The following is a 24,446-nucleotide window of genomic DNA, read 5'->3' as shown; positions in this document are numbered from 1 at the left end:
GATATTTACTGGCATGTCTACCGCTAATGCGGAGTGCTATTTGGACCCAGCATGGACCATGAGGACCGTAACCATGGATATTGGCAGATTGAATGTTCCGCCCTCTGCCAGGGTAGGGGATGTTTTATTGAAGAAAACCTTTAACCCTTTTACTTCATCCCAAACAGTATTCAACTGCGGCACAAATAGCTACATAATATTCAGGCTAACTAAAAACTACGGATTGGCTCCAGGCTTTCAAGATGTTTACACGACAGATATCCCTGGCATTGGAGTACGACTTTCTTGGTTTACTGCTGACATGATGCGATCAGTACCATATAGACTTAGCGTCAACAGCAACAACTACTACTACTATTCATCTATTACTACGGGCATCGAGATCATTAAAACCTCAAACCAAACCGGCTCTGGCTCATTAGCCGCAGGTGTATATGCAGAGCAATTCGGCAATGGTGACAATAAAATCGCTGTACGTTTAATGCTGGGAGGCGGAACCTCATCAGTTATCGTCACACCCGCGTGCACTGTTCCAGACGGTTCAAAATTTGTTTCAGTTCCGCTAGGTAAGGTTCCTCAGTCCGCGTTCAATGGTGTGAACAGTACCGCCGGAGGAAGCAACTTTAAAATCCGCTTACAGTGCAACACCAACTCCAGCGCGGTCATCAGCACGGTCTACTTAAAATTCGATGCCAATAAAAAAGACCCTAACGGCAGGGATGGCGTTATCTTGCTGGATGACAGCCAAGCAAGTGCAAAAGGCGTGGGAATTCAAATATCAGACGCCCAACAGATCCCCATCAGGTTTGGGCAGGATATTCTAGTTGGCTCGTCCACAGTCAACACATACGAGCTCAACTACACCGCAAAGTACATTCAAACACTCAGCTCAATTTCACCCGGTGAGGCAAAGGGCACAGCCTCCTTCACCATCGAATATAAATAGCCTGAGCCGGGGCGAATAAAAAACGCCACCTGCAAAGGTGGCGTTTGTTTATCGAGGCTTGCCGCAATCAACTACCGGCGACGGTCATGCGCTCGATCAGCACCGAGCCGGTGCGGATGTTGCTGCGCAGCTCCAGGTCATTACCCACGGCCACGATCTGCTTGAACATATCCCGCAGGTTGCCGGCAATGGTCACTTCCTGCACCGGGAACTGGATTTCCCCATTCTCGACCCAGAACCCTGCGGCGCCACGGGAGTAATCCCCAGTGACCATGTTCAAGCCCTGCCCCATCAGCTCGGTGACCAACAGCCCGCGCCCCATGCGTCGCAGCAGGGCTGCCTGGTCTTCATCGCCATGGGTGACGAACAGGTTGTGCACCCCACCGGCGTTGGCGGTGCTTGGCATGCCCAGCTTGCGTCCCGAATAAGTGCCCAATACATAGGACACCAGCTCGCCATCCTTGACGAAGGGCTTGGCGTAGGTGGCCAGGCCATCACCGTCGAATGCCGAGCTGCCCATGGCACGCAGCAGGTGCGGGCGCTCATCGATAGTCAGCCATTGCGGGAACAACTGCTGGCCCAGGGCGCCCTCGAGGAACGACGACTTGCGATACAGGTTGCCGCCGGAAATCGCCCCCAGGAAGCTGCCGAACAAGCCGCCAGCCAGCTCGGCAGAAAACAGCACCGGTACTTCGCAGGTAGGTACCGGACGGGCGCCCAGGCGGCTGGCAGCACGTTGGGCCGCACGCTGGCCGATGCTCACCGGGTCCGCCAACAGTTGGCCCTGGCGATTGACGTCATACCAGTAGTCGCGCTGCATCTGGCCGTCGGCCTCGGCGATCATCACGCAACTCAGGCTGTGGCGGGTGGACGCGTAGCCACCAATAAAACCGTGGCTGTTGCCATACACCCGACAGCCCTGGTGAGTGTTCAGCGTGGTGCCGTCGGCATTCTTGATCCGCGCATCCGCGGCGAACGCCGCTGCTTCGCAGGCCAGGGCCTGTTCGATCGCCTGCTCAGGGGTGATATCCCACGCATGGAACAAGTCGAAATCCATCAACTCACGGGCCATCAGGGACGCATCGGCCAAGCCCGAGGCTTCGTCTTCGGAGGTGTGCTTGGCAATTGCCAGGGCCGCGGCCACGGTTTCACGGATGGCGTCCGGGCCACTGGCGGAGGTACTGGCCGAGCCCTTGCGCTGGCCCACATAGAGGGTGATGCCAAAGCCCTGGTCGCGGTTGAACTCCACCGTCTCCACTTCCCGCTGGCGCACCGAGGTCGACAGGCCCTGCTCCAGGGATACCGCCACTTCACAGGCGCTGGCTCCCTGGCGTCGTGCTTCGGCGATGATCTGCTCGACCTGCTCCTGCAATGCCGGCAAAGCCTGTGGGCCGACGCTTTGTGCTGCACTCATGGTGTTCTCCACTCAAATTCTGCTTTCGATTAAGGCCGGCGAGCGACCGGGCCGGACAAGCGGCCCTCGACTGGTTATCATGGCGGCGTTTCTTTGCGGACTGCCACCATGGTTGATTCTTACGACGACTCCCTCGATGGGGAGAAAAGCAAATCCCAGGTCAAACGCGAGCTGCATGCTCTGGTTGATCTCGGCGAGCGCCTTACCACTCTCAAGCCCGACTTGCAGGCCAAACTGCCATTGACCGACGCTTTGCGCCGGGCCCTGGCGGAGGCGCCCAAGCATGTCGCCCATATCGCCCGTAAACGCCACTTGCAGTTCATTGGCAAGCTGATGCGGGACCAGGACATCGACGCCATCTTGCAGTTGCTCGATCAACTCGATGCCTCCACTCGCCAGTACAACGAACGCTTCCATAACCTGGAGCGTTGGCGCGACCGCCTGATCGGCGGCGGCGATGACGTACTGGACAAGTTCGTCAGCGAATACCCCGAGGCCGATCGCCAGCAACTGCGCTCGCTGATCCGCCAGGCCCAGCACGAGGTGGCCCATAACAAGCCACCCGCTACCAGCCGCAAGATCTTCAAGTACATCCGCGACGTGGACGAGACCCAGCGCGGCCTGCGCTGAGCCTTGCTGCGCAGGGGCTGCCCACGCAGCCCCTGCGCCGCTCGTCCTGCAATCACGCCCCCGTGCCGCCTACCGTGATCGCATCGATCTTCAGGGTCGGCTGGCCGACGCCTACCGGTACGGACTGCCCGTCCTTGCCACAGGTGCCGACGCCACTGTCCAGGGCCAGGTCATTACCCACCATCGACACCCGGCTCATGGCTTCCGGACCATTGCCGATCAAGGTCGCGCCCTTGACTGGAGCGGTGATCTTGCCGTCCTCGATCAGGTACGCCTCGCTGGTGGAGAACACGAACTTGCCGCTGGTGATGTCCACCTGGCCGCCCCCCAGGTTGGCGCAGTAGATGCCCTTCTTCACCGAGGCGATGATTTCCGCCGGATCGCTTTCGCCGCCCAGCATGTAGGTGTTGGTCATGCGCGGCATGGGCAAGTGGGCATAAGACTCACGACGACCATTGCCGGTACGCGCCACGCCCATCAGGCGGGCATTGAGCTTGTCTTGCATATAGCCCTTGAGCACGCCGTTCTCGATCAAGGTGGTGCATTGGGTGGGAGTGCCCTCATCGTCCACGCTCAGCGAGCCACGACGCCCGGCCAGGGTACCGTCGTCGACGATGGTGCAGAGTTTGGAGGCGACCCTCTCGCCAATGCGTCCGCTATAGGCCGAGCTGCCCTTGCGGTTGAAGTCGCCTTCCAGGCCGTGCCCCACGGCTTCGTGCAATAGCACCCCGGACCAACCGGAGCCCAGCACCACCGGCAAGGTACCGGCTGGAGCCGGTACTGCTTCCAGATTGACCAGCGCCTGGCGCAGCGCCTCGCGAGCGTAACCCATGGCCCGGTCCTCGCTGAGGAAATAGCGGTAGTCGGTACGCCCGCCGCCGCCATGACCGCCGCGCTCGCGCCGGCCGTTCTGCTCGACGATGACGCTGACGTTGAAGCGCACCAAGGGCCGTACATCCGCCGCCAGGCCACCATCGGTGGAGGCCACCAGGATTCGCTCCCAGACCCCGGCCATGCTCACGCTGACCTGCTGGATACGTGGGTCCAGGGCCCGGGTCGCAGCGTCCACCCGCTTGAGCAGCTCGACCTTCTCGGCACGGCTAATGACTTCCAGCGGATTGTCCGGGGCATACAGCTGCGCCACATCCTGGGCACTGAAAGCCTGCACCTTGCCGTTCTGCCCGGCCCGGGAAATCGAACGCGCAGCCCGCGCCGCCTGCCCGAGGGCTTCCAGGGTGATGGCATTGCTGTAGGCGAACCCGGTCTTCTCACCGGACTGGGCGCGCACCCCGACCCCTTGGTCGAGGTTGAAGCTGCCTTCCTTGACGATCCCGTCCTCCAGGGACCAGGACTCGGAGATCTGCCCCTGGAAATACAGGTCGGCAGCATCGATGCCCGGACCGGCCAGATCGCCCAGCACGCCTTGCAGGCTTTCGATGGTCACGCCGCCAGGGGCTAGAAGGTGTTCACTGACTGAGGACAACAACCCGCTCATATGCTTTGGCCTTAAATTCGTCGTACTTATGCAAGCCGTTGAACGCCTTGCGAGAAAATGCGCCGGTGGCTGAACACCGGCATCCGCGTCCGGATGGACGCCTGTTCGCTGCTGTCACGCTCGGCCAGCAGCACGCCTTCACCCTGATCCTGCTCTGCCAACACCCGTCCCCAGGGATCGACGATAGCCGCATGCCCGTAGGTCTCGCGAGGACCGGGGTGGACCCCGCCCTGCGCTGCCGCCAGCAAGTAGCACTGGGTCTCGATGGCCCGGGCTCGTACCAGCACCTCCCAATGGGCGGCCCCCGTCACGGCGGTAAAGGCCGAGGGCGCAGTGATCAGCTCCGCTCCGGCAGACCGAAGCTCGCTGTAGAGCTCGGGAAAGCGCAAGTCATAGCAGACCGTGAGCCCCAGGCGCCCCACTGGCGTGTCCGCCACCACCACCCGGTTGCCATGAGCATAGTCATCGGATTCGCGATAGCGCCCACGATTGTCCGCAACATCGACATCGAACAGGTGCAGCTTGTCGTAGCGCGCCACCACCTGCCCCTGGTCATCCACCAGCAACGAGCACGCATTGGACTTGGCTTCGGGCTGATCCTTTGGCGGCAGTGGCAGGGTACCGGCAACTATCCATAACTTGAGGTCGCGGGCGGCCTGTTTCAACCAGGGCAGGATCGGCCCCTCACCCAGCGCCTCGGCGCGACCGATGGCCGCCATGTCCCGGCGGCCCATGGCGGCGAAGTTCTCCGGCAGCACCGCCAGCTTCGCACCACCGGCGGCGGCTTGCTCCAACAGGCGACGAGCCTGTGCCAGATTGGCCAGCACATCGCTCTGGCTGACCATTTGAATCACCGCAAGAGACATGGCGAACTCCGTGTTGGGTAGGTCGCCATGCTACTCCATGGACATGGAACGAGGATTCTCAAAATGGCTTGTCGAAGGTGATTTTCGGCTCTTTCCACGGGCCCTTGACGTTGTACTTGACGCTGGCGAAACGGGCCACGCGGTCACCGATCAGCTTGTCGATCAGGAACAACGCCCCGCCCACCGCCGGCGCTCCGACGATCAGCGCGGCAATCGGCAGGTTGTTGGTCACCGGCAAGGTCACCAGCAGCTTGGCGTCTACCCGGTCGGCCACCATGTCCAGTGTGCCGTTGAGCTCCAGGTTGCTCGATGGGCCGGTGAGCGTGATCGGCTCGCGGGTGACATACACACCATTGCTCGCCGCCAGTACTCCGCGTACCCGGTCATAGCTCAGGCCCTTGCCGAACAGGTCGGAAAAGTCCAGGCGCAAGCGCCGGCCAATGGAGTTGAAGTTGAGCAGGCCGAACACTCGCAATGCCTGGGCACCGCCCTCGACCTCGACGAACTGGCCCTTGTTCAACGTGGCGTCCAGGCTGCCGGAGAAACGCTTGAGGCCCACCCAGGCCGGTGAGCCGGGCCAACGGCCATCGACGTCCAGATGGAAGTCTTCACTGGTCACCGTGGGTGCAAAGCCCCAGCCCTTGAGCACATCGGCCAGGTTCTTGCCGCCAATGCGGCCCCGGTACCAACTGGTGCTGGCACCCGCCTGGCCTTCCCAGCCCCCTTCACCCTCGAGCAGCATGCCCTTGAGCCCGAGGTTCAGGCCATTGAACGCCATGCCCTTGGCCGTCGGCCGAACCTTGAGTGCCCAACGGCCGATCAGGTCCGGCCCCTGGAACAGCTGGACAATGGAAATATCCAGTGGCGGCACGTTCTTCGGGTCCACCGATGCCAACGGATCGGGTGCATTCTCATCGGCCTGTACCGTCGGGTCGACAGCCGGCAGGCGCACATACTGCATGTCGATGGCCATTGGCGCGGCCTTGGCGTCAGGAATGCCGACATTACCCTTGGCCTGCTGGCTATCGATCTGCAGCTCCCATGCCGAAGGCTTGCGGGTCAGCAGCAGGTTGACCTGATCCAGGGTGGTACCGAAGGCACTGAGCTTGCCGACCTTGAAGTCCGCGCTGCTGAGCAACTGCTTGGCGCTGCCTCCCGGGTCCTGGCTAGCGTAGCGATCGGCCAGGGCCTTCCAGGGCTCGACATCCAGTTCGGACAGCACGCCCCGCACCCGCAGGCCCTTGACGGTCGGTAACTGGGCTTCGCCGCCTCCCAGGAACAACTCGCCCCGGCCTTCGGCGAACTTGCCGCTGGGCGCAGCGAAGGTGAAGCCGGCCAGGTCGCCATAGCTGAACCAGTAGCGGCGCTCGGCGCCTTGCAGGGTCATGCGCAACACGCTGTTGCGCCCGGTACTGGCAGGCATGCCGAACGGCGCGGGCAAATCCACCGCAACGCCCTTGAGACTGGAACTGACCATCAGCTGGCTATCGGCGCCATCGAGGTTCAACTGCAACTGGAACGGCAACTCACCGGAGACCGGCAATGGCTGGCCTACCTTGAGCCAGTCGGTGAGTTTCTTGACCGTCACCTGCCCCTTGGCCACCACCCGGGTATTGGGCTTTCCAGGCCGGCCATCGGCAAAGATCTGCGCCGTCAGCGGCCGCTCGAAGGCCTGGGCACTGATGCCATCGCCGCTCAGGCCCTTGCTGCTGTCAAAGCGAAAATCGCCCTTGAGCTGGGTCAGTTCCAGCTCTGGCTCACTGAGTTTGAGGCGGGCCTTGTCGGTCTTGAAATCCACCACGATCTTCGGCTCTTCGCCCTTGGCCAGTGGAATATCCAGATCCACCTGGCCACGCAGGTCACCCTCGCCCTGCCAACCGGCAAAGGTCGAGCCCGTACCGATGGGCGCGTCCTGGAGAATCTTCAGGCCATCGCCAAGGCCCCCGGCGAAATCGCCGTCGATGTACATGTGGGAGCTCTGCCCCTCCGGCACATGGGGGATGTTGACGAAGACGTCGCGCACCTTGGTGTCCAGCAACTGCCCCTTGCTGGCGACGATGCGCACCCGGCTACCTTCGATGAACACATCGCCATCGACCTTGCTCAGGTGGGGCCAGCCCGGCTGGAAAGCCAGTTCGGCGTCATGCACCTTGAAGAACAGGCTGATGCTGCGAGCCGCCTCGATGGCGTCGTGGTTCAACGATCCCTGGTACTGGAAGAAGCCCTGGTCCACCGCGCCCTTGAGGATCGCCGTGCGCAGCCACTCGTCCACCGCTGGGTTGAGCACCTGGGGCAGGTACTTGGCGGTATAGCGCCCATCGCCATCCACCAGGCCGACCCGCAAGTCCATGTAGTCTTCCTGGTCATGCTCGAAGTGCAGGCGGATCAGGAAATCGCCGGCGATCTTGCCTTCCTCGCCCAGCACCTTCAGGTACGGCGCGATCAGGGTGAAGCCTTCCTTGTCGAGCTTCCAGGTCAGGGTGGCATTGGCTTGGATGTACTGCCAGGGCTTGGCGAAGATCGGATACAGGTGCAAGGAAAAATCCTTGCTGTCCATGCGCAACTCACCCTTGCCCAGGTTGCCGCTGATGCTGCCACTGACGTTACGGGCTGCGGGGGCACCGTGATAGGCATCGAAGCCCACCCGGTCGAGATTGGCGGCAAAGCTCAAGCGCTCGTCGCCCGTCACCTGGGGCCGGTAGTCAAGCAATACGTTGCGCAAGCCACCGGTGACCTTGAGGTGATCGATGGCCGTAGCCAGGCCTTCGGGCAGTGGCGCCAGCGAATCGAGGATCGGGGTGATGGGAGTCAGGTCCAGGCGGTCAGCCTGGACATGCCATAGCTCCTCGCTCTGCGCGGAAGCGTTGCGCTGTTGCAACAACAAGCGTGACTCCCAGCGCGTTTGCCCGAAGTTCAGGGCCAGGGAATCGAGTTGTACCTGCAGGCCCTCGGCGCTGCGCTGGAAGTAAGCATTGAGGGCCAGGTTCTTCACGGTGGCCGGAGTGCGCTCGGCATAAGCGCCGGTCAGTTGCGGGGCATTCAGGCGCAGGGTCGCGCTTTGCACCGTGCCTTGGCCCCAACTGAGCCAGAGCTCGCCGCCCGCCTTGAGTTCGGACAGCTTCCATTGCTGGGTCAGGCCAGCCGGCAGCCAACGCGACCAGTCGCTTTGCGGCAAGCTCAGGTAGAGATCAGCCTGGGCGTCCCGCCAGGCATCGGCGCGGACCCGACTACGCAGGTTCAAGGCCAAGGGCTGGCCATCCGGCAGGGTCAGCCGCAGGTCCAGGCGCTGGCGACTCGGGCCACTGCGCACATTCAGGCCGACGTAAGTCAGGGTCATGGGCGGATGCTTCTGCGGCGACAGGGTGACCTGGCTGTCCAGCACCGAGAGTTCCGCCACTTGCTGCAGGCGGGTCAGCAACTGGCCGGGGTCCATCGGCTCGTCCTGCTGCGTCGGCAAGCCTTCGAGCTGCCACTGGCCGTCCGGATTCTCCTTGAGGCTCAGGCTCAACCCGCTGAGTTCCAGGTGACCGACTCGCAGATCGCGGGCCAGCAGGCTGCCAAGCACGTCCGGCACTACGCTCACCCGATCCAGGCGCAGGGCATTGGCGCCCTCGCCCACCATCACATCATGGGCCAGCAGGATCGGCGAGAAACCGCTCCAGCGTCCTTCCAGGCTGCCGATATGTACGGGCAGGCCGACGGCGTCCTGGATCCGGGTCTCGACCTCGGCCTGGTACTCAGCCACCAACGGGGTCAGCTCCCGCCCCAGGCTGACATACAGGGCTGTCATCACCAGCGCCAACGCACAGAGGCCCAGCCCCCAGCGGGTCAGTGTGGTGAACAAGCGCATCAGCCGCTCCATTTCAGTTGGCTCCCATGGCAAAAGTCATGCAAAAAGCTGAAGCCAGCCGTTTCCAATCATGTAGAACACGCGGAATCAGAGCAGCACCACGTCGTATTGTTCCTGGGAATACATGGTTTCGACCTGGAACCTGATGGTTCGGCCGATGAAACCCTCCAATTCCGCAACATTGCCTGACTCTTCGTCCAGCAGTCGATCGACCACTTTCTGATTGGCCAGCACCCGATATCCTTCCGCCTGGTACGCCCGGGCCTCGCGAAGGATTTCACGGAATATTTCGTAACATACGGTTTCCGGAGTCTTCAACTTACCCCGCCCCTGGCAACTGCTGCAGGGCTCACAGAGCACCTGCTCCAGGCTTTCCCGAGTGCGCTTGCGGGTCATCTGCACCAGCCCAAGCTCGGTAATGCCAATGATGTTGGTCTTGGCATGATCGCGCTCCAGCTGCTTTTCCAGGGTCCGCAACACCTGGCGCTGGTGCTCCTCGTCCTCCATGTCGATGAAGTCGATGATGATGATCCCGCCCAGGTTGCGCAGGCGCAGTTGCCGAGCAATGGCGGTAGCCGCCTCCAGATTGGTCTTGAAGATAGTCTCTTCGAGATTGCGATGCCCGACGAAGGCCCCCGTGTTGACGTCGATGGTGGTCATCGCCTCGGCCGGGTCCACCACCAGGTAGCCTCCGGACTTGAGCGGCACCTTGCGTTCAAGGGCTTTCTGGATTTCGTCCTCGACCCCATACAGGTCGAAAATCGGGCGCTCGCCAGGATAATGCTCCAGGCGATCGGCGATCTCCGGCATCAGCTCGGCAACGAACTGCGTGGTCTTCTGGAACGTTTCGCGAGAGTCGATGCGGATCTTCTCGATCTTCGGGCTCACCAGGTCGCGCAAGGTACGCAGGGCCAGGCCCAGGTCTTCGTAGATCACATTGGGCGCACCAATGGTCTTGATCTGCGTGCCGATCTGGTCCCACAGCCTGCGCAGGTAGCGGATGTCCATCAGGATTTCATCGGCTCCGGCGCCTTCGGCCGCGGTGCGCAGGATGAAGCCGCCTGCCTCCTGGATACCTTCCTGGGCCACGCAATCGCTGACCACCTGCTTGAGGCGTTCGCGCTCGGCTTCATCCTCGATCTTCAACGAGATACCGACATGGGCGGTGCGCGGCATGTACACCAGGTAGCGCGAGGGAATCGACAGCTGGGTGGTCAGGCGCGCGCCCTTGGTGCCGATGGGGTCCTTGGTGACTTGCACCACCAGGCTCTGCCCTTCGTGCACCAGGGCGCTGATGCTTTCCACCGCCGTCCCTTCACGAGTGGAGATTTCCGAGGCATGGATGAAAGCCGCGCGATCCAGGCCAATGTCGACGAAGGCCGCCTGCATCCCCGGCAGGACCCGTACCACCTTGCCCTTGTAGATGTTGCCGACGATGCCTCGGCGCTGGGTGCGCTCGACATGGACCTCTTGCAGCACTCCGTTTTCAACCACCGCCACCCGTGACTCCATCGGCGTGATGTTGATCAGAATCTCTTCGCTCATGGCAAGGTCTCGTTCGGACGTGTTCATGGAGGGCCGCATGGGTCGGGTTGAATGCCTTAGTGCGCTGGAATGTCTTGCCAGCAGGAAATGCCGAACTCACCGAGCAGTTCTGCGGTTTCACATACCGGCAAGCCGACCACGGCGGAATAACTCCCATTGAGCCCTGCCACAAACACCGCTGCAAGCCCCTGGATCGCATAACCGCCAGCTTTGTCCCGGGGTTCGCCGCTAGCCCAGTAGCGCGTCGCCTCCTGTTCGTCGATCGCTCTGAACCGCACCAGGCTGCGCACCACTCGCGACTGGCAACGCTCACCATCGAGCAAGGCAACGGCCGTCAGCACCTCGTGCTCACGCCCTGAAAGAGCCATCAGCATTGCCAGGGCATGGGCCTGGTCCAGCGGCTTGCCAAGGATCTGGCCATCCAGGACCACCGCAGTGTCGGCCCCCAGCACGCAGGCCGTGGGTTGACCGACCAGCAGCGCACGACCGGCTGCGGCCTTGCCCCGGGCCAGGCGCTCGACATAGGCAACGGGAGACTCATCGGCGAGCGGAGTCTCGTCGATGTCCGCGCCAATGACAGTGAATGGCACACCGATCTGCGTGAGCAACTCACGCCGACGCGGCGAACCGGAAGCGAGGTAGAGCGGATTCATCAAGACATCTCCCTGTCGAGGTGCGGGCCAATGCCTGACCGGCTCAGTTGATCTTGAAACGTCGGCGCAGGCCGCGCAGGCCGAAACTGACCCATGGCCACAGCAAAGCGCTGACCAGGGCCGGGAGCACCACCGCCAGAGTAGGCTGGCGGTTGCCCGTCAGGGCACTGAGCCATAGCTGCACCAGCTGGGCCAGGCCGAATATCACGAGGATCACCAGGCTCTGCTGCCACATGGGGAACATTCGCAGGCGCTGCTGCAAGGACAGCACCAGGAAGGTGATCAAGGTGAGGATCAGCGCGTTCTGCCCCAGCAGGGTTCCGTAGAGCACATCCTCGAGCAACCCCAGGCACCAGGCGGTCGCCATCCCCACCTTGTGCGGCAGGGCCAAGGTCCAGAACGCCAGCAGCAGGGCCAGCCACAGCGGGCGCAGGATTTCCATGAACTGAGGCATCGGCGACACGCTGAGCAGGATGCCCACCAGGAACGTCAACCAAACGATCCAGCCATTACTCGAATAGGTCGTGCCCGCCATTATTCTCTTCCTCCGGTGGTGGCCGGTGCTGCCACCGGCGGCTTGGCGGCGGCCGGTTTCACAGGTTTATGAACCGGCCTGGCCGGGGCATGGGACGCAGGCTTGGCCGGGGCCGCCGGGGCTGCTTGAGCACTCGGCGCAGCCACAGGCTTGGGCGCCGTGGCCGGTGCTGCGGGGGCGGTATTGCCTCCTTGCTGGTCCTGGGCCTCTTGGGCCTGGGCGGCATCATTGGCGCGCTCTTCGGCGGTGCGCGAGTCGCTGAAAACCAGCAGCAGGTAACGGCTGCGATTCAATGCGGCAGTGGGAATTGCACGGACGATAGCGAACGGCTGGCCCGAGTCGTGGATCACTTCCTTGACCGTGGCCACGGGATACCCGGCAGGAAAACGCTGCCCCAGGCCGGAACTGACCAACAGGTCGCCTTCCTTGATGTCGGCGGTATCGGCCACATGCCGCAGCTCCAGGCGCTCGGGGTTGCCAGTACCACTGGCAATGGCGCGCAAGCCATTGCGGTTCACCTGGACGGGAATGCTGTGGGTGGTATCGGTCAGCAGCAGCACGCGCGAGGTATAGGGCATCAGCTCCACCACCTGGCCCATCAGGCCACGGGCGTCGAGCACCGGCTGGCCGAGGAACACGCCGTCACGCTCTCCCTTGTTGATCAGGATGCGGTGAGTGAAGGGATTGGGGTCCATGCCGATCAACTCGGCCACTTCGACCTTCTCGTTGACCAGTGCTGAGGAATTGAGCAGCTCACGCAGGCGTACGTTCTGCTCGGTCAGGGCCGCAAGCTTCTGAAGGCGGCCCTGCAGCAGCAGGTTCTCGGTCTTGAGTTTTTCGTTCTCGGCGACCAGTTCGGTGCGGCTGCCAAATTGGCTGGCCACGCCTTGCCATAGCCGTTGCGGCAGATCGGTGATCCAGTAGGACTGCATCAGCACCAGCGACATCTGGCTACGCACCGGCTTGAGCAGCGTGAAGCGCGCGTCGACCACCATCAGTGTGATCGACAACACGACCAGCACCAACAGGCGCACGCCCAGTGAGGGGCCTTTGGCGAAAAGCGGTTTAATAAGCCGCTCCTCCCAGGCAAATGTTGTGTCTATTCATAAGGCGTCGAACCGGCCTGGATGCAGATTGACAGAAGATAAACGCCACAGGCAGCACTGCAAAGTGCTGCCTGTGAGCGCAACAGCATAGATGCCAACAGCGAAGTTACTCGCTGGAGAGCAGGTCCATGGTGTGTTTGTCCATCATTTCCAATGCACGGCCACCGCCACGCGCAACACAAGTCAGCGGATCTTCGGCAACGATCACCGGCAGGCCGGTTTCCTGGGCCAGCAGCTTGTCCAGGTCACGCAGCAAGGCGCCACCACCGGTCAGCACCAGGCCACGCTCGGCGATATCCGACGCCAACTCTGGAGGCGATTGCTCCAAGGCGCTCTTCACTGCCTGAACGATAGCGGCCAGGGACTCCTGCAGAGCCTCCAGTACTTCATTGGAGTTCAGGGTGAAGGCACGTGGCACGCCTTCGGCCAGGTTACGGCCGCGCACGTCGACTTCACGCACTTCGCCACCTGGGTAGGCGGTGCCGATTTCCTGCTTGATGCGCTCGGCGGTGGATTCGCCAATCAGGCTGCCGTAGTTGCGGCGTACGTAGGTGATGATGGCTTCGTCGAAACGGTCGCCGCCCACACGTACGGATTCGGCGTAGACCACACCGTTCAGGGAGATCAGGGCGATCTCGGTGGTACCACCGCCGATATCCACGACCATCGAGCCACGGGCTTCCTCGACCGGCAGGCCGGCACCGATAGCGGCGGACATCGGCTCTTCGATCAGGAACACTTCGCGAGCACCGGCGCCGAGGGCCGATTCACGGATGGCGCGACGCTCAACCTGGGTGGACTTGCATGGAACGCAGATCAGCACACGAGGGCTGGGCTGCAGGAAGCTGTTTTCATGAACCTTGTTGATGAAGTACTGCAACATCTTTTCACAGACGCTGAAGTCGGCGATCACGCCGTCCTTCATCGGACGAATGGCAGCAATGTTGCCCGGAGTACGACCGAGCATGCGCTTGGCTTCGGTACCAACCGCCACAACACTTTTCTGATTACCGTGGGTCCGGATGGCAACGACAGAGGGTTCATTAAGGACAATACCGCGCTCGCGCACGTAAATAAGGGTGTTGGCAGTGCCCAGGTCAATGGAGAGATCACTGGAAAACATGCCACGCAGTTTCTTGAACATGGGAAAGGGACCCTAGGCAACGCGTGGGTAAAAAAGTGCGGCAAACTCTAACAACGACAGGGATTTTGGGCAAGGCGCCAATATGTTAAATTGGCCGCTTTTCTGTGCACCAAAGCCCACAATCGCGGCCGTAAGACCGTAGAACTGCGGTAGTGTTCCGACAATCTGACACGCGGACGATATCCGCTTTTGTTTTCCACTGGAGAATCCCATGGCGCTTGAACGCTCCGATGTGGAAAAAATCGCTCATTTGGCCAGCATCAAGCTCAATGAAGGCGATCTTCCACACATCACCTCCGCCCTGAACAGCATTCTGGGGCTGGTGGATGAAATGCAGGCAGTCGATACCGACGGTATCGAGCCCCTGGCCCACCCCCTGGAAGCCAGCCAGCGCCTGCGCGCAGACGTTGTGACCGAGTCCAATCATCGCGAGGCCTACCAGTCCATCGCGCCAGCGGTCGAAAACGGCCTGTACCTGGTTCCGAAAGTCATCGACTAAAGGGAAAGAGCCTGCAATGCACCACATGACCCTGGCCGAGATCGCCCGCGGACTCGCCGACAAGAAATTCTCCTCCGAAGAACTGACCCGGACCCTGCTGGCGCGCATCGCCCAGCTCGACCCGCAGATCAACAGCTTCATCAGCCTCACCGAAGACCTCGCGCTGGCCCAGGCCAAGGCCGCCGATGCCCGTCGCGCAAACGGTGAGAACGGTGCCCTGCTGGGCGCGCCAATCGCCCACAAGGACCTGTTCTGCACCCAGGGCATCCGCACCAGCTGTGGCTCGAAGATGCTCGACAACTTCAAGGCACCCTACGACGCCACCGTGGTCTCCAAGCTGGCCGCCGCCGGCACGGTGACCCTGGGCAAGACCAACATGGACGAATTCGCCATGGGTTCGGCCAACGAGTCGAGCTGGTATGGCGCGGTGAAGAACCCGTGGAACCTGGAGCACGTACCGGGCGGCTCGTCCGGTGGTTCCGCCGCTGCCGTGGCCGCGCGCCTGCTGCCCGCCGCTACCGCCACCGACACCGGTGGCTCGATCCGCCAGCCTGCGGCCTTCACCAACCTCACCGGCCTGAAGCCGACCTATGGTCGCGTGTCCCGCTGGGGCATGATCGCCTACGCCTCCAGCCTGGACCAGGGCGGCCCGCTGGCACGCACCGCCGAAGACTGCGCGATCCTGCTGCAAGGCATGGCCGGCTTCGACCCGAACGACTCCACCAGCATCGATGAACCGGTACCGGACTACAGCGCCGGCCTCAATGGCTCGTTGCAGGGCCTGCGCATCGGCGTGCCGAAGGAGTACTTCAGCGCCGGCCTCGACCCGCGCATCGCCGACCTGATCCACGCCAGTATCAAGGAGCTGGAGAAGCTCGGCGCGGTCATCAAGGAAATCAGCCTGCCGAACATGCAGCACGCGATTCCGGCGTACTACGTGATCGCCCCGGCGGAAGCCTCCTCCAACCTGTCGCGTTTCGACGGCGTGCGCTTCGGCTACCGCTGCGAGAACCCCAAGGACCTGGAAGACCTGTACACCCGCTCCCGTGGCGAAGGCTTCGGCAGCGAAGTACAGCGCCGGATCATGGTCGGTGCCTACGCGCTGTCCGCCGGCTACTACGACGCCTACTACCTCAAGGCGCAGAAGATCCGTCGCCTGGTGAAGAACGACTTCATGAATGCCTTCAACGAAGTCGACGTCATCCTCGGCCCGACCACGCCGAACCCGGCCTGGAAACTCGGCGCCAAGAACAGCGACCCGGTCGCTGCGTACCTGGAAGACGTGTACACCATCACCGCCAACCTCGCCGGTCTGCCGGGCCTGTCCATGCCGGCAGGTTTCGTCGATGGCCTGCCGGTAGGCGTGCAACTGCTTGCCCCGTATTTCCAGGAAGGCCGCTTGCTCAACGTTGCGCACCAGTACCAGTTGAACACCGACTGGCACACCCGCACCCCAACCGGCTTCTGAGGAGACACACATGCAATGGGAAGTCGTGATCGGGCTGGAGATTCATACCCAGCTCACCACCCAATCGAAGATTTTCTCCGGTAGCTCCACCGCCTTCGGTGCCGAGCCCAACACCCAGGCCAGCCTGGTGGACCTGGGCATGCCTGGCGTACTGCCGGTGCTGAATCAGGAAGCGGTGCGCATGGCGGTGATGTTCGGCCTGGCGGTAGACGCCCAGATCGGCCAGCACAACGTGTTCGCCCGCAAGAACTACTTCTATCCGGACCTGCCCAAGGGCTACCAGATCAGCCAGATGGACCTGCCGATCGTCGGCAAGGGCCACCTGGACATCCCCCTGGAAGACGGCACCGTCAAGCGCATCGGCATCACCCGGGCGCACCTGGAAGAAGACGCCGGCAAGAGCCTGCACGAGGAATTCAGCGGTGCCTCCGGCATCGACCTGAACCGGGCCGGCACGCCGCTGCTGGAAATCGTTTCCGAGCCTGACCTGCGCAGCGCCAAGGAGGCCGTGGCCTACGTCAAGTCGATCCACGCCCTGGTGCGCTACCTGGGCATCTGCGACGGCAACATGGCCGAAGGCTCCCTGCGCTGCGACTGCAACGTCTCGATCCGCCCCAAGGGCCAGGTCGAATTCGGCACCCGCTGCGAGATCAAGAACGTCAACTCGTTCCGCTTTATCGAGAAGGCGATCAACTCCGAGATCCAGCGCCAGATCGACCTGATCGAGGACGGCGGCAAGGTGATCCAGCAGACGCGCCTGTACGATCCGAACAAGGACGAGACCCGTCCGATGCGCAGCAAGGAAGAAGCCAACGACTACCGTTACTTCCCCGATCCGGACCTGCTGCCAGTGGTCATCGAGGACGCCTTCCTCGCCCAGGTGCGCGCCACCCTGCCAGAGCTGCCACCGCAGAAGCGCGAGCGCTTCCAGCAGCAGTTCGGCCTGTCGGTCTACGATGCCAGCGTGCTGGCCTCCAGCCGCGAGCAGGCGGACTACTTCGAGAAGGTCGCCAACATCGCCGGCGACGCCAAGCTGGCGGCCAACTGGGTCATGGTCGAGCTGGGCAGCCTGCTGAACAAGCAGGGCCTGGAGATCGACGAAGCACCGGTATCGGCCGAGCAACTGGGCGGCATGCTCCTGCGCATCAAGGACAACACCATCTCCGGCAAGATCGCCAAGACCGTGTTCGAAGCCATGGCCAACGGTGAAGGCAGCGCCGACGAAATCATCGACAAGCGCGGTCTCAAGCAGGTCACCGATACCGGCGCGATCTCCGCGGTGCTGGACGAGATGCTCGCGGCCAACGCCGAGCAGGTCGAACAATATCGCGCCGCGGACGAAGCCAAGCGCGGCAAGATGTTCGGCTTCTTCGTCGGCCAGGCGATGAAGGCGTCCAAGGGCAAGGCCAACCCGCAACAGGTCAACGAGCTGCTGAAAAGCAAGCTCGAGGGCTGATCGGGCATGAAGCCGTGGCTTGCCAGTCGAAACGCGGTCCGCGTACCGCCGTCTTCGCTGGCAAGCCCGCCTCTTCCATCGATGCCTGCCAGCTTTTCTCCCCTACGATTTTTAAGGCAGTACCTGCTCGGCGCCTGCGCCCTGCTCGTCCTGCTCAGCGGTTGCGCCAACCGTCACATCATCGACCCCAGGGGTTATGACGAGACCGGAATCGCCTCCTATTACGGCGCCCGCCATCACGGCAAGCACACTGCCAGTGGCGAGCCATTCGACCAGCACGGCCTGACCGCCGCCCACCGCCAATTGCCATTCGGCACCCGGGTGCAAGTCACCAACCTGGCCAACGACAAAAGTGTCGTGGTGCGCATCAACGACCGGGGCCCGCATACCCGTGGACGCCTGATCGACGTGTCCCGCGCGGCAGCACAGCAGCTGGACATGCTACAGAGCGGCACCGCCAAAGTGCGCGTCCAAGCCCTCAGCGACTGACCTTTCCGGAGCCTAGCCATCACTGCCTTTGCCGAACTGCCCCTGCTCAGCCTGATCCAGCTCATCAGCGGTTTGCTGATGTTGATCGCCGGCGCCGAGCTGCTGGTCCGCGCGGCCGTGCGCCTGGTGGCCCGCCTGCATGTGCGCCCACTGCTCATCGGCCTGACCATCGTGGCCTTCGGCAGCAGCGCCCCACAAATGGCCATCAGCCTGCAAGCGACGCTGGGCGGCAGCACCGATATCGCCGTAGGCAGCGTGATCGGCAGCAGCATCTTCAACATCCTGGTGACCCTGGGCCTCTCGGCACTGATCATTCCGCTGCGGGTTTCCCGGCAATTGGTACGCCTGGATATTCCACTGATGATCGGCGCCAGCCTGCTGGTATTCGCCCTCGCCTACAACGAACACCTCACGCCCCTCGACGGCGCTGTACTGCTGGCAGCCCTGGTGCTGTACCTGGGCCTGTTGCTGCGCCAGTCACGTCACTCCACACGTCAGCACACTGGCGAACCCACCGGCCGCCGCAAGGCCGCGCCATGGTTCAGCAGCCTGCTGCTGATCCTCCTCGGCCTGGGCCTGCTGGTATTTGCCGGGCACTTGCTGCTGGGCGCCGCCGTGACCGTGGCCGACGACCTGGGCCTGTCGGAACGGGTCATGGGCCTGACCGTGATCGCCATCAGCGCTTCGCTACCCCAACTGGCCACCTCGTTGCTTGCTGCCCTGCGGGGCCAGCGCGATATCGCCGTGGGCAACGTGATCGGCAGCAATCTATTCAACCTGCTGGGCGTCCTGGGCTTCACCGCGCTGGTAGCCCCCACGCCGCTCTCGGTCTCACCCAACGCCCTGGACTTCGACCTGCCGGTACTGCTTGGCGTGGCCCTGTTGTGCCTGCCGGTGTTCTATTCCGGCTATCGCGTGACCCGTGCCGAAGGCTTGCTGTTTCTTGGCCTGTACCTGGCCTATGGGCTGCACGTGATGTCCTTCACGACCGGCATGCCCCTGGCGGGCAAGCTGGAACACCTGATGCTGTTTTTCATCCTGCCGGCGCTGGTGGCGTTCCTGCTGTTCAGTTCGCTACGGGCCTGGCGCCGCCAACACAAGAAGGAAACGCCATGAGCGAGAACAATAAAAGCGGTCTAAAGATGCGTCGCCAGGTAATGGGCGATGCCTTCGTCGACCGTGCCCTGGGTAACGCCACCGAGTTCAGCCAACCCTTGCAGGACTTCGTCAACGAACATGCCTGGGGCGGGGTGTGGAACCGCGAAGGCCTGCCGCTCAAGACCCGTAGCCTGATCACCCTGGCGGCCCTGACCGCCCTCAAGTGCCCGCAAGAACTCAAGGGCCACGTACGCGGCGCGCTGAACAACGGCTGCACGGTCGAAGAGATTCGCGAAGCGCTGCTGCACTGCGCGGTGTATGCCGGAGTGCCAGCGGCCGTCGATGCATTTCGCGCCGCCCAGGAAGTGATAGACGCCTACCAGCAAGACCAGTGACAACTCCTCGCCGGCCACCCTGGCCGGCGAGCCACCTTAGATCCAGCCGCCCCACTGCAACAGGAAAATCCCGATATTGGTGGTCACCGCCGCCATCACCGTGGTGATGACGATGATCGCCGCTGCCAGTTCATGGTTGCCATTGGCCGCCCGGGCCATGACGAAGCTTGCCGCCGCGGTGGGGCTGGCGAAGTACAGGAACAGGATCCCCAGTTCGGCACCACGAAAGCCGCACAACCAGGCACCGAAAGTCGCCAGTGTCGGCAAGCTGATCATCTTCATCAGGCTGGAACTGACGGCCATCCGCCCACTGTTGCGCAAGGCCGCCATGGACAGGGTGCCGCCGATGCAGATCAGCGCCAGCGGCAGGGTCATCTGGGCCAGGTACTGCCCTGAAGTCTCGAGCCAGCCAGGCAGGCCGATCTGCCAATAGGCGAATGGCCCTGCCACCAGCACGCTGACGATCAGCGGGTTGCTGATCACGTTCTTGAAGATGCTCCAGGGGTCGGACTTGATCACCGGGCTGTACACGGCCAGGACGATGGTCGACAGGGTGTTGTAGAAAAGGATCACCAGTGCCGCCAGCACCGCCCCTAGGGAAATGCCGTAGCTGCCATACATGCTGGCCGCCAGGGCCAGGCCGATGATCGCGTTGTTGCCGCGAAAGGCGCCCTGGGTATAGATGCCGCGATCCTCCCGCGGACAACGCCAGATCGCCCAGAGCCAGGCCAGGGCGAAACACGCCAGGGTCGCTACCGAGAAATAGACCAGCACCCCAGGCTTGAGCGACGAATGCAGGTCGGCGTGCACGATGCCCAGAAACAACAGCGCCGGCATGGTGACGTTGAACACCAGGGCCGAGGCGGTATGGATGAAGTTGTCATTGATCCAGCCCACGCGCTTGAGCATCAGGCCAAGGAACAGCATGGCAAAGACCGGCGCCGTGATCGTCAGCGTTTCGAGAAAAATAGCCAGCATGCGCAGGGAACCTTGAGCCTGTCGTTAGGGCGCTAATGATAATCCAATCCCCGGGGGAACATCCCCCGATCAACGGCACCTGCGTGCCACGAAGAAAACCGCCGGCCAGATCATTCCTGCCTTGACGGGAAATGGTTTTCGTTTATCCTCAAAACAACTGTATATATATACAGTTAAATATGAATATCCAATGACATATCAAGGAGCTAGAAATGTCAGGACTCTCTGCACAGACGCAGCAACAACCTCAACATGCAGGCAAGATCGTCGCCGATCTGGATCGCCTGTTCAGCGAACAAGGCATCGCCATCACTGGCGACGGCGATGCCCTGGTACTGGTCGCCGACGGTCACCACACCATCAAGTACCATCGTCCGGAACACCTGCCCCACAACCCGCAGAAACCGCTCGGCAACGCCCCCCCGTTGCGCTTCGAAGGCGGTGAGCACACCGCGATTGGCGACAGCACGCTGTTGCGCTTCGTAAAGGATGCCGCCCCCGTCCCGGCCTGGCAGGTCGAGCTGCACCTGCCCAATGGCCTGGCCCTGACCTACGGCCAGGTGATCGCCCTGGGCGGTGACTTCTACGGCATTCCCGACCAGCCGATCTGCGATGGTGCGACGCCGGTGGATCGGATACAGCGCTTCAGCGCCGCCTTCAACTCCCTGGCGGTACTCCCTGGCGCCAAGGACGAGGCCCGGCAAATCCTGGCCGTGATGCAAAAGGAAATCGTCGCCGCCAACCAGGCCATCCGTGATGGCAAGCAGCCCCACGAAGCCTATGACGCCCTGGGCGATACCTTGTCCGAAGAGTGGAACAGGATCACCGGTGGCGGCAGCGCCGTTTCCGCCCTGTTCCCCCTGGGCCGCTATCTCAAGCTTGCAGCCAACAACGCCGACCACTTTGGCGAGTGGGCCCTGGCGGCCTACATCGCCGGCCATACCGCCGCGCTGCAACAAGCGGTATTGGCAGGCAAGAGCGCGGACGACAAGCAGCTGGAGCTGGCCTATGCGATGAACGCCTTCGCCGACCACTTCCTGACCGACCTGTTCTCCGCCGGCCATGTGCGCGTACCGCGCAAACAGGTGGCCGCAGTGGTCACACCCAGCGACCTGGGCTCGCTGATCACCCGCTTCATGCACGATGAAGACAGCAAGTTCGGCCTCAATGTCAGCAACGCCCAGGGCGATCGCTGGCATTCCTATGGCGACAAGCGCTACTTCGATAGCGTCGACCACCGCAATCGCCAACAGGTGAAGCTCGCGGTACAACGCTCGGCGGACGAAATCTTCGCCAGTTACCTGAGCGGCAGCCTGCCGGCCCCGGCCAGCTACGCTGCGTTGAAAGTGGCTCCCGACCTGAACGCCGCCAAGACCGGCAACTTCTCGCCGCTGTTCGTGACCAAGGGCAGTGAGGTCCTGCGCCGCAGCGACGTCAATAACCTCAATGACAGCAAGACCATCGACAACTGGTGGGGCTGGAGCACCTACCTGCTGCTCAAGAACTACAGCCCGAACAAACCGGCAGGCTACCTGGATACGCCAAGCGCCGTACCTTCGATCCTCGCCGACGGCTGGCAGAGCCATGCTCCCAGCGAGCCCAACTGGCTGCCCGGGCATGCGGTGCGCTATGCCGTCAGCGAAACCAACGGCCTCAACGAGTCCTACATCGGTCCCTGGTCTAGCTATGTCGAACTCGGCGACAGCTTCCAGCCGACCCTGGCCATCCCGGCCGGCATCACCAACAGTGCGGCCAGCGGGCGTAATGTCTTCCGCCAGTTCCGTGGCGGCTCACCGGAGCTGATCGGCTCCATCGACAAGAACGCCACTCGCTTCATCGACCGCAACGCTTGATAAGGAAATCACCATGGCTATCACTCTGAATCTGCAACTGGCCTCCGGCCAGTCCCTCAAGGACGCGCCACTGGAGCTACTGCTCAATGGCACCCCCATCGCCCGTGCCAGCGTCGATGAGCGCGGCAACGTCGCCTTCAACGCCAAGCCGGGCAAGGGCCAACTGGCGGTAAGGGTCGACCGCTCGATCCTGAAGAACGCCTGACTCATCCCCAAAAAAAGACCCGCCCGGCAATACTGCCGTGGCGGGTCTTTGTCCATGTAACCGCAGGTCAGGCGTTCTGTGCCTGCTCGACCAGATGCCCCTGGTCGATGCGGATATGCCGTGGATGGAAGTGCTTGAGGCTACTGCGGTGCCCGACACTGACGATACTCAATCCCGGCAGTTGATCGATCAACGCCTGGTACAACGTGGCTTCGTCTTCCTCGTCCATCGCTGAAGTGGCCTCGTCCATGTACAACCACTGCGGTGCATAAAGCAGGGCACGGGCAAAGGCCAGGCGTTGCTGTTCCCCCGGCGACAGCATGCGCTGCCAGTGATTGCGCTCGTCCAGGCGTGCCACCAGGTGCGGCAAGCGGCAGGTCTGCAGTACCTGGTCGTAGCGCTCCTGGGGATAGCTGTCGCCCGACTGTGGATAACTCAAGGCGTCGCGTAGGCTACCGATAGGCAAGTAGGGCTTCTGCGGCAGGAACAGGGAACGCTGGTTCGGCAGGCGGATATTGCCGTGGCCCGTGGGCCATAGCCGGCCCATGGCGCGCAGCAAGGTGCTCTTGCCACTGCCGGAGCGGCCACTGAGCATCAGGCGCTCGCCGGGGTTCACGGTCAACTGTGCGCCGGCCAGCAAATGCCGGCCATCGGCCAGGTCCAGACCCAGGTCACGCACCTGCAACTGCTCACCTTCGGCCTGTACGTCAATGGCTGCCGGACGCTCCTCGTTATCGCTCATGGCCTGGCGAAAGCTCAGCAGACGGTCGCAGGTAGCACGCCAGGCGGCGAGGTCCGAATAGGCCGTGATGAACCAGCTGAAGTTCTCCTGGACGTTGCCGAAAGCCGAGTTGATCTGCATCAGCTCGCCCAGCTCGATCTTGCCGGAGAAGTAACGGGGAGCAGCCACGATGAACGGAAAGATGATCGCGATCTGGCCATAACCGGCGGTAAAGAACGTCAGGCGCTTGGACACCCTCATGATGTCCCAGAAGTTGTGCCAGACCTTGCTGAAACGGCCGCTCAGGCGTTGGTTCTCGTTCTTCTCGCCGTCATACAAGGCAATGCTCTCGGCGTTCTCCCGGACCCGTACCATGGAGAAACGCAGGTCGGCCTCGAAGCGTTGCTGCTGGTTGTTCAGCCCGATCAAGCGCCGCCCGATCAGATGGGTCAGCCAACTGCCGACCAGGGCATACACCAGGGCGCACCAGAACATGTAGCCGGGAATGGTATAGCCCAGCACCTCGATGCTGCCGGACACGCCCCAGAGAATGATGGAGAAGGACACCAGGCTGACCAGGTTGCGGATCAGCCCCAGGCCCAGCGCCAGGGTGTTGGTGGTGAAGCTGTTGAGGTCTTCGGAGATCCGCTGGTCGGGGTTGTCGGTGTAACCGCCCTGCTCCAGCTGGTAATAGTTCTTGCTGCCCAGCCAACGGGCGAAGTGCTTCTCGGTGAGCCAGGCCCGCCAGCGGATGGTCAGCATCTGGGTCAGGTACAGGCGGTACACCGCGCCCAGGATCGCCACTGCGGCGATGCCGCAGAAATACAGGATCAGATGCCAGAACGCCGCTTCGTCCTTCTTCTGCAAAGCGTTGTAGAAATCCTTGTACCAGCTGTTGATCCACACCGAGATCGCCACACTGAACAACGACAGGCCGATCACCGCGGCCAACAGCAGCCAGGCCTTGCCCTTCTCCTCGCTGCGCCAGTAAGGCGTGATCATGGCCCACACCCGACGGAAGAATTGCCCGCGCACAACATCGTTGACCGCGGAGTATTCAGCGTTCTGATTCATTATCGAGGCTCTATTGGGAAGCGAAG

General features: G+C 62.3%; 21 protein-coding genes. 10 read left to right on the top strand and 11 right to left on the bottom strand.

Annotated elements, in window-relative coordinates; all coding sequences use genetic code 11:
- Positions 1-73: 73 nt before the first annotated feature.
- A complete protein-coding gene (locus I9018_RS04635) occupies positions 74-946 on the top strand; it encodes a fimbrial protein (protein ID WP_241108844.1) in 873 nt (290 codons plus the stop codon).
- A gap of 67 nt (positions 947-1,013) precedes the next feature.
- Here I9018_RS04635 and pmbA read toward each other — a convergent pair whose 3' ends face one another.
- Positions 1,014-2,360 carry a metalloprotease PmbA gene (pmbA, locus tag I9018_RS04630; RefSeq protein ID WP_068575796.1) on the bottom strand — a complete coding sequence of 449 codons (1,347 nt, stop codon included), beginning with the start codon at positions 2,358-2,360 and terminating at the stop codon, positions 1,014-1,016.
- A gap of 108 nt (positions 2,361-2,468) precedes the next feature.
- Between pmbA and yjgA the strand changes: the two genes are divergently transcribed.
- Positions 2,469-2,990: a ribosome biogenesis factor YjgA gene (yjgA, locus tag I9018_RS04625; protein WP_068575794.1), complete on the top strand. Its 522-nt coding sequence runs from the start codon at positions 2,469-2,471 to the stop codon at positions 2,988-2,990.
- 52 nt (positions 2,991-3,042) lie between these two features.
- Here yjgA and tldD read toward each other — a convergent pair whose 3' ends face one another.
- The 8 genes from tldD to mreB all read right to left on the bottom strand — a co-directional run bounded on the left by tldD (position 3,043) and on the right by mreB (position 14,184).
- Positions 3,043-4,485 (bottom strand): metalloprotease TldD, encoded by a 1,443-nt coding sequence (tldD, locus tag I9018_RS04620; protein WP_068575792.1) that lies wholly within the window; start codon positions 4,483-4,485, stop codon positions 3,043-3,045.
- A gap of 26 nt (positions 4,486-4,511) precedes the next feature.
- The gene (locus I9018_RS04615) at positions 4,512-5,351 is read right to left on the bottom strand and encodes a carbon-nitrogen hydrolase family protein (RefSeq protein WP_241108843.1); all 840 of its coding nucleotides are present in this window, start codon (positions 5,349-5,351) and stop codon (positions 4,512-4,514) included.
- Between the two features lie 58 nt (positions 5,352-5,409).
- Positions 5,410-9,213, bottom strand: coding sequence for a YhdP family protein (locus tag I9018_RS04610; protein ID WP_241108842.1), 3,804 nt, complete (start codon positions 9,211-9,213; stop codon positions 5,410-5,412).
- 75 nt (positions 9,214-9,288) lie between these two features.
- Positions 9,289-10,746 (bottom strand): ribonuclease G, encoded by a 1,458-nt coding sequence (rng, locus tag I9018_RS04605; protein ID WP_068575787.1) that lies wholly within the window; start codon positions 10,744-10,746, stop codon positions 9,289-9,291.
- A gap of 56 nt (positions 10,747-10,802) precedes the next feature.
- Positions 10,803-11,399, bottom strand: a complete 597-nt coding sequence (locus I9018_RS04600) for a nucleoside triphosphate pyrophosphatase (protein ID WP_241108841.1) — start codon at positions 11,397-11,399, stop codon at positions 10,803-10,805.
- A 43-nt stretch (positions 11,400-11,442) separates the two neighbouring features.
- On the bottom strand, positions 11,443-11,934 hold the full coding sequence (gene mreD, locus I9018_RS04595) for a rod shape-determining protein MreD (RefSeq protein ID WP_068575782.1): 492 nt from the start codon (positions 11,932-11,934) through the stop codon (positions 11,443-11,445).
- Positions 11,934-13,004, bottom strand: a complete 1,071-nt coding sequence (mreC, locus tag I9018_RS04590) for a rod shape-determining protein MreC (RefSeq protein WP_277398110.1) — start codon at positions 13,002-13,004, stop codon at positions 11,934-11,936. The genes mreD and mreC overlap by 1 nt, the downstream gene beginning before the upstream one ends.
- Before the next feature lie 142 nt (positions 13,005-13,146).
- Positions 13,147-14,184: a rod shape-determining protein MreB gene (mreB, locus tag I9018_RS04585; protein ID WP_068575778.1), complete on the bottom strand. Its 1,038-nt coding sequence runs from the start codon at positions 14,182-14,184 to the stop codon at positions 13,147-13,149.
- Between the two features lie 211 nt (positions 14,185-14,395).
- Between mreB and gatC the strand changes: the two genes are divergently transcribed.
- From gatC to I9018_RS04555, 6 genes are all read left to right on the top strand, one after another.
- Positions 14,396-14,683: an Asp-tRNA(Asn)/Glu-tRNA(Gln) amidotransferase subunit GatC gene (gene gatC / locus I9018_RS04580; protein ID WP_022642307.1), complete on the top strand. Its 288-nt coding sequence runs from the start codon at positions 14,396-14,398 to the stop codon at positions 14,681-14,683.
- A 16-nt stretch (positions 14,684-14,699) separates the two neighbouring features.
- Positions 14,700-16,151, top strand: a complete 1,452-nt coding sequence (gatA, locus tag I9018_RS04575) for an Asp-tRNA(Asn)/Glu-tRNA(Gln) amidotransferase subunit GatA (protein WP_068575776.1) — start codon at positions 14,700-14,702, stop codon at positions 16,149-16,151.
- Positions 16,152-16,161: 10 nt separating this feature from the next.
- Positions 16,162-17,607, top strand: a complete 1,446-nt coding sequence (gene gatB, locus I9018_RS04570; RefSeq protein WP_241108839.1) for an Asp-tRNA(Asn)/Glu-tRNA(Gln) amidotransferase subunit GatB — start codon at positions 16,162-16,164, stop codon at positions 17,605-17,607.
- Between the two features lie 81 nt (positions 17,608-17,688).
- Positions 17,689-18,096, top strand: coding sequence for a septal ring lytic transglycosylase RlpA family protein (locus I9018_RS04565; protein ID WP_241108838.1), 408 nt, complete (start codon positions 17,689-17,691; stop codon positions 18,094-18,096).
- A gap of 51 nt (positions 18,097-18,147) precedes the next feature.
- Positions 18,148-19,212, top strand: coding sequence for a calcium/sodium antiporter (locus I9018_RS04560; RefSeq protein WP_241110108.1), 1,065 nt, complete (start codon positions 18,148-18,150; stop codon positions 19,210-19,212).
- A complete protein-coding gene (locus tag I9018_RS04555; protein WP_124345747.1) occupies positions 19,209-19,589 on the top strand; it encodes a carboxymuconolactone decarboxylase family protein in 381 nt (126 codons plus the stop codon). Before I9018_RS04560 ends, I9018_RS04555 begins: the two co-directional genes overlap by 4 nt.
- Positions 19,590-19,625: 36 nt before the next feature.
- Here I9018_RS04555 and I9018_RS04550 read toward each other — a convergent pair whose 3' ends face one another.
- Positions 19,626-20,567, bottom strand: coding sequence for an AEC family transporter (locus tag I9018_RS04550; protein ID WP_068575765.1), 942 nt, complete (start codon positions 20,565-20,567; stop codon positions 19,626-19,628).
- Between the two features lie 212 nt (positions 20,568-20,779).
- On the opposite strand from I9018_RS04550, the gene I9018_RS04545 reads away from it, so the two are divergent.
- Both I9018_RS04545 and I9018_RS04540 read left to right on the top strand, forming a co-directional pair.
- Positions 20,780-22,420: a phospholipase gene (locus I9018_RS04545; RefSeq protein WP_241108837.1), complete on the top strand. Its 1,641-nt coding sequence runs from the start codon at positions 20,780-20,782 to the stop codon at positions 22,418-22,420.
- Positions 22,421-22,433: 13 nt separating this feature from the next.
- On the top strand, positions 22,434-22,625 hold the full coding sequence (locus I9018_RS04540; protein WP_124345745.1) for a hypothetical protein: 192 nt from the start codon (positions 22,434-22,436) through the stop codon (positions 22,623-22,625).
- 67 nt (positions 22,626-22,692) lie between these two features.
- On the opposite strand, the gene I9018_RS04535 is transcribed toward I9018_RS04540, so the two are convergent.
- On the bottom strand, positions 22,693-24,420 hold the full coding sequence (locus I9018_RS04535) for an ABC transporter ATP-binding protein/permease (RefSeq protein WP_068575760.1): 1,728 nt from the start codon (positions 24,418-24,420) through the stop codon (positions 22,693-22,695).
- Positions 24,421-24,446: the final 26 nt, after the last annotated feature.

Source organism: Pseudomonas sp. MPFS (genome assembly GCF_022537035.1).
Lineage (GTDB): Bacteria > Pseudomonadota > Gammaproteobacteria > Pseudomonadales > Pseudomonadaceae > Aquipseudomonas > Aquipseudomonas sessilinigenes.
Note: the sequence above shows the minus strand (reverse complement) of the source record. Positions and strands in the feature narration are given on the sequence as shown.